Origin of the sequence: Winogradskyella sp. A3E31 (genome assembly GCF_046720935.1) — a bacterium.
In the GTDB taxonomy this organism is placed as follows: Bacteria; Bacteroidota; Bacteroidia; order Flavobacteriales; family Flavobacteriaceae; genus Winogradskyella.
On sequence record NZ_JBHNWH010000017.1, the window covers coordinates 1 to 7,349 of the forward strand.

At 38.6% G+C, this 7,349-nt stretch carries 2 protein-coding genes; both read right to left on the reverse strand.

Features of this window, described 5'->3' with window-relative positions; genetic code table 11:
- Positions 1-983 (reverse strand): hypothetical protein (locus tag ACFEMA_RS14565; protein WP_411768944.1); only part of this gene is annotated, 983 nt, incomplete at its 3' end.
- Positions 984-1,335: 352 nt separating this feature from the next.
- Entirely contained in the window at positions 1,336-7,305 is a 5,970-nt protein-coding gene (locus ACFEMA_RS14570) for an HYR domain-containing protein (RefSeq protein ID WP_411768945.1), read from the reverse strand.
- Positions 7,306-7,349: the final 44 nt, after the last annotated feature.

Sequence of the window (7,349 nt, forward strand, 5' to 3'; positions counted from 1 at the left end):
CCTTGGGCTGAATAAGACGTTGGATCAGAAGTTGTACCAGTAATAGCTCCAGCACAGTTATCTGTTGCGGTAGGAGCAGAGACCGAAGCACTACACTGACCATTAACTATAGGCAAAGAAGCTAAATCAGGAGTTGGAGCTTGTGTATCGTCAGAATTAAAAGTTCTCGTTTCAATATTGGTGAAACTAGCAGTTGTGATTTCTAGGGTAATTAAATATGAACCAAATAAGTTTGGTGCAAAACTTTCAGAAGTTGTTACTGTGTCATTGGCTAATGTTCCGGTAGATAATAGTGTATTGGTTGTTGCCCCAGGTTCTCTAACATACCAATTAAAGGTGACGTTAGTTTCTGTTCCGGAATAACCACCAACCAGACTTTGACTAGTACAGGCTTGCGCTGTAACTGGACCAGAAGCGGGCGTTGTAATTTCTGCATTAATAACACCACCAGAAGCACTAACTTCACCAAATGTATAGGTGCTTGATCCTCCACCAGCACACGTAGCGTACCTTCGAGTTCCAATAAATATTTCATTATTATTATTACAGGTATCAGCGGTAATGGTACCACCATTGTCTAATGTTATGATTGAGGAACTTGGTAAATTCATTCTAACTTTAACACCAGTAAAGTTTAAGTTACCTGCGTCAATATTAATAGCAGTTGTGTTTAAGTTAACAACATCAGGGTTGCCCGGAATGTTTAAGTTAACGTTCCCGTCTATATTCAGGTCACCAAAGTTTGCGGTAGTTAAATTAGTAGTGATTGTAATTGTATGCCCGGTTTGAACATAAACATTGTAAGTGCCTGCATTATTACCAGGATAAGTCGTTGCTGGGAGCCAAAGACCGGCAGTTCGTACTTGCCATGATCCTGCAGCTGTCCAATCTCCGTTGCCAGTGGACCTATAATCACCATTGACTTGCGCAAATGACTGCAACAATGCAAAACAAAGTATAAGGGAAAAGTAAAGTTTTTTCATCAGTAGGTTTTTTAATAGCTTTATGAATAAAACCATTTCTTGAGGGCGGTAGAAAATGGTTAAAAGATAAACTCTTAAGAGTTACATCCTATAAGCGTCATTATCAAAAATGTTAAAATGAATGCGGTTAGCTTTACAAGTGGAAAGCTGAAAACTTTTGATTCTCAGATTAAAAGCGGATTGTAGGTTCATAATATGCGGTTTTTAGAATGATTTGGGTCATACGTGCGCAATATAGAAAAAAAAATCAAAAACATCCATAAAAAGCAAATAAAATCGACGAAATGCATTTTGATGATATAAAAAAACGCCTCGTTTAGAAGCGTTTTTTATATAAATATTTGAATTATAGTTAATTAATAATTATTTTCTTGCTTAGTGTAGAACTATCAGTTTCAACCTTCAAAATGTAAGTACCTGATGGCAATCCGGAAACCGGAATTCTATAGGCATTTGAATAATATTCTTCTAATCCTGAATCCCAAGTCCTCACCGTTTGACCGAGGACATTAATTAAATTCACTTTTTTAGCGACCTTATTAGGGATTTTTATGTAGATATCCTTGCTGGCATCTAAATACGCCACATACACTAAATCATCTTTAACGATTTCGTCATCACTTAAGGTTGAAGATGCTTTAAAGGTGATAAAGAAACGATCTGCATAATAATCTGGCTCTAAATTAGTTTCAAAATTTGTATCGTTTAATTTGGTATAAATGTCCAATACTGCGTCATAGATAAATACATCGATGTCTTCTTCAAAACTTTCAATATCTGTTAATGCAACTTCTACATCACTGTTTTCAGATAAGAAAATACCTAACGGGTACATTTTATCTTCATTAAATTCTCCCACACCTTGGATGACATATACTCCATCTTCAATGATAAAGAAAGCATCGTTGTTTTGGAAGTAGGTATTACTTGCATCGTATCCATAATCGAATCCATCGGTTGCAGAATTATCTGAAGTAAAACCTAGAAGCAATGGTCTAATCTTACCATCAACATGCGATGTGAAATTCAATCGAATTCTAGAAATAACAGCATCCTCCTCACCATCGACACTACTAATAGTTCGACCTTGAGTATTATTATTTGTAGAAGCTCTTGTGTCCTTGTCCTTTTGATTATTTCTAAAGAATACAGACCCACTGTTTGTGCCAGATACATTTTCTCGAACAAATACACGTTGATCATTTTCGAATTTCACATTTCCACTAGAGGCTTGTACGTTACCTACAAAGAAGCCTTGGCCTACAGGTACGTAACGCTCTGGTGTTTTTGATGCTGTACCTGCACCACTTATTAAAGCTGGTAAATAAACAGCAACACCACCAGTTTTATTTAAAACGGCATAACCACCCTCATATTCTTCAAGGATGTGTGTCTGATTCGATAAATAGTGTTCCCAGAAATACAATGTACCTTCTGTGCTTGCACCAGATCCAGGATTTCCTCCAGGGACATTATCGTCAATAAATTCATTGGCGTCAATTGCCGAAGGATAAGGGTTTCCTATTAAGGCTTGATACCCAGAAGTTATAGGTATAAGGATATCCTCATTATTCGGCTTTCCTTTAAAGACATAATTTTGTAGGCCGTTACCTTGTGATCCACCGGTAATTTCTCCTCCTTCATTGGCATTACCTTGACCACTACCTTTCATTGTAAACCCAAACCCTGGATCTAACGTACCAGTGTTACCTTTATAGTTCCATGCAGCATAGGTGTCCCACGGATAATTTTCATATTGGAAAATCCATCGATTACTTAACGTAATAGGTGTAGTTCCAGGTGTAGCATTATAACTATTAGTCCATTGAATAACAGGGTGTGGATTAAGATTTGTATTAGATCCATCCAACAACAAGTTCACTAAATTCTCAGGAACGTTATTAGCAGTTGTATTGATTGCTCCAACTGGAGAACTGAAATAATTATAGTTGAATAAGTTGGTTGTTCCTTGTTGGTCACGCTCTAAATTACCAGCACTTGTGACATCCAAAATACTTTCATTAAACTGTCTGGTAGAAATACGTTTCTGTACCAGTTGCGACTCTCCGACCAAGTCTATCTCACCATTTAACTTTAGATAATCTGTTACCCAAATTCCAACTCCATTGTTGTTTTCGTCTTGGTCAGCATCGCCTAAGTCTGTAACGGTTAGTTTATTTTGATCCACTAGCAAACCTAAAACAGTTAGGTTTCTTGTATTTGTAGTAATATTATGTGTTGTTCTCACAATATTCCAATCAATAGGTGTTCCATCGATACCATCACTGTTTGGTACATCCCATACCGTGTGATGTGTCCATGTGTTATCCGTATCCCAAGAGGAATTAGCACGTGATGTATATGGAAGAGGTGCTGTTTCTTGCTGACTTGTCTGAATATTTCTCAATCGACCAGCAACCCCTTTGTATGGTGAAAAGTCTCCACAGGCCACATTCATTCTATAATACCCTTCTAATTCTGACCAAAGTAATGGATCATCTTCGACACCATCATTGTTAATATCTGGTCCATAGATTTTAGTAGGTATAACAGCACCCATGACATCAGCACCAGAGGCATTGATTTCTTGGTTCATCATTTGTCTTATGTGCTGAACGTCTAATACACGTGTCCATATTCTCAACTCGTCCATCCATCCATGGAAGTATTTTGTTGCTTCATTCGGTGGCGCTTGATCAGTAGCGCCCAACATTGCTTTAATGTTGTTTGGTGTTGCATCTGGTGCAGCTCCATTTTGAGTATTGATTAATATACCATCGACATACATGACATATTGTGAACCATCAAAGGTTATGGCTAAATGATACCACCTATCTGTACCAATGCTAAGTCCTCCACTAGTAATACTGCCAGATCCTGCAGATTTATACCAGTTAAATCGTACTTGACCGTCAACAACAGTTAAAGCATAACCAGTTGTATTATCATCATCGTCTTTTCTTGAAAAGACAGTTTTTGTACCGTTTACAGAGTTAGGCTTAACCCAAACCTCTATAGAGAAATCTCCGCTACCGCCATAAGTGCTATCAAAATTGTAATTATTTCTAAAGTCGATATGATCATTGATGCCATCAAAATCAATAGTAGGACAATCTACAACTGTAACTACAACATCATCCGAGCACCCACTGCCATCATCTAAAGTCCACCTAAGAGTATAAGTACCTGGACTAGCATTGAACGTTGCATTTGGATCTGTATTTGATGAAAAGGTTGCTAAATTTCCACAAGACGTCGTAGCACTATTAACAATAGTCCATTGACCACCAACTCCAGTAGGATCATAATCCGAAGCATCATCAGCAGGCACAGCATAAAGACCAGTTTCCCAATTTCCTAGGTCAAAATTAGCTCTAGATTTAATTGTATTGTCATAAGCGTGTAGTTGTACAAAATTTTCACCACATTGGTTACCTGCTGGGATATAATCTTGACCAGCATAAGCTAAACTCGTATATACTAATGTATCATCGTTTGTTCCATCATCACCTGGTGCTCTACAACCATTTACTAAATTGGTCACTCCATAGTTTCTTATTCCAGGTGTGATAGGTTGTACAGTAGCTTGAGAACCAATGGCAATAACATTGCCTTGTTCATCGGTCCATTCTAGTTCATCATCTACACCGGCATAGGCAAAACCAACATTATCAATGGCCCAGCCACTTGCAACATCAAAAGTTCTCACAGGATTACAATTATTACCGGGTGCTGGTGGAAAAGACACATTAGTACAAGTACTTGTACTTCCGAAAAATTCAAACCGTACTCTTAAGCCAGAAAGACCAACATAAGGGCCTAGATTTATGTAAGCAGCTGTCATTCTTGGGTCAGTTGAAGCTCTTTGGCTATTGGCACTATTACAGTTCCCTTGCTTAGTGACGTGGATTCCTGTGTCATTACCAGTCGTAAAATTGATTGGTGTATCATCGGATTCCCAATAGGCAGTTAATTCGTTTGCAGGAGCATAGGTAGCTCCTGAGTCAAATGATAACCATATCGTTCCATAACCCCCATTACAGAAGAAGAAACTGGTATCGAAAGTCATAATCGCTTCAGCAGACGTCATTCCAATGGTACTAAATACTGGAGTTTCGAGTTGTGTTACATTTCCAACTCCGTGTGCCAATGCAAATTTTGTATTATCAGCTGTATCGTAATTTATATTGCTAAATAGCGCGTTATTATTAGAGTTGGTCTCTTTCCAAGTTGTTTCATTTCCATTATCACCAGAAGCAGGGAAAAATCCATCCAAGTAGTCGACTCTCCAACCATCTGGTTGGGCATAATTAAACTCACCACCTTCACCAAATTGTCCATTCGGTTGATCGAAGAAACTCTCGGCAGTTAATAGCACACTTTCGCCTAAACAAATATCAAAGCGTGGATCACTAGTCAATATAGGTGGTTCGTCTGGTGGCAGGAATCTAATAAATACTTGTGAACTAAATTGCTCAAGTGTTGGATCATTTGCATCATATACTCTAACTCTTACAAATGTATCATCTGTTATATCTAACAAAGTATAAGATAAAGTACCAGATGAACTTGGAAGAACCGTCCAGGTTTCTCCGTTATCCTGTGAATATTGCCATTCAATGACTTGTGAAGCCTGAAGATTATACGTGTTTGGATCAGATGCTTGTAGGTTTAAAGAAATATCTCTTGGTGCTGTGATACCACCTGGGCAAGCTGTTGCTTCAATAAGGGCACTTGGCGGCAATGGGCTTTCACCTGGCTCAAGAGGATCAACAATAGTCCCAGTTAAAATGGTATCCTCATTTATAGGAGGTTCAACGGTTACAACTGCTGTGCATGTATTTGAGTTTCCATTAACATCTGTTGCAGTAAGTGTTACCGTATTATTACCTAACTGAGAAGTATTAAAAGTGTTAGGAGAAACAGTTAAACTTGCAAGACCACAGGCATCATTAGACCCGTTGTCGATGTCACTTGCATTGATTGTAGCCTCTTGAGTCAATGGGTCAATAACTACAACGAAGTCATTACACTGCATCGTAGGAGCTGTATCATCTACAACATTTACAGTAGCAGTACAAGTGCTCATGTTGCCCGAATTATCAGAAACTGTTAAGGTCACTGTGTTAGGTCCAATATCAGCACACGTAAAGTTCGAGTCTGATATGGAAAAGAAAACAGGGCCACAAGTATCACTAGATCCATTGTCAATATCAGTTGGTAATATGTTTACAGAACCGGTTGCACCTAAAGAAACAGTTATATCCTGACATACAGCATTTGGTGGGGTTAAATCATTAGGAATAACTTGAAATGTGCAGGAGCTACTCAAACCAGCGTTATCAGTTGCTGTTAATGTAACAGTTGTTGCTCCAGACAATGTCGTGCCAATAGCTGGCGACTGTGTAATGGTAATATTAGTATCACAGTTGTCAGAAGCTGAAGCCAAACCTGTATAATCTGCTAAAATAAATTCACAACCAGCGTCAAAATTAACACTCTGGTTACCAGGACATGTTATTGACGGAGGTGTTACGTCCATAGGTGTTATGATCACCGTTTCTACATCTGTATTTCCAGAAGCGTCTGTGGCGGTAACTGTAACAGTAATAGGATTATTATGTGTTGCTGCTATAGCTAAGTTTTGAGCAGGACTTTGTGTTATTGTTACAGGATTAGTGCAATTGTCTGTCGCTGTACCTCTGACGTCTGGTATTAAAACCTGACAAGAAGCATTTAAATTTACGTTTTGGTTTGGTGCTGGGGTTAATACGGGGTCTTCGTTATCTGTAACTGTTACTGTGAAAGAGCATGAGCGTGTGTTACCAGCAAAATCAGTCACAACAAATGTATTTGTTGTTGTTCCTACAGGAAACGTAGATCCCGAGGCTAAACCTGCAGTCTGTGAAATACTAGCACCAGAGCAATTATCATTGAACGTTGGGGCTGCATAAGTTACGTTGGCCCCACATACGCCATTATCGTTAGTAACTGTTATATTTGATGGACAAGAAATTGTAGGTAGTGTGACATCCCTTGGTGTTAAAATAACTGTTTCTACATCAGTATTTCCTGAAGCGTCTGTTGCAGTTACTGTAACAGTTACAGGACTGTTATGAGTCGCAGCAACGCTAGTACCTTGGGCAGGACTTTGGATTATTGTTACACTACAATTATCTGTGGCTGTACCTCTAACATTTGGTATAATGATTTGGCAAGAAGCATTTAAATTTACGTTTCTGTCAGCTCCAGGCGTGAGTACTGGAGGTATATTATCTTCTACAGTTACGGTGGCATTACATGTTGCTGTATTTCCGTTCACGTCAGTTACTGTAAGAGTTACAGTATTAGGACCAACATCTGCAC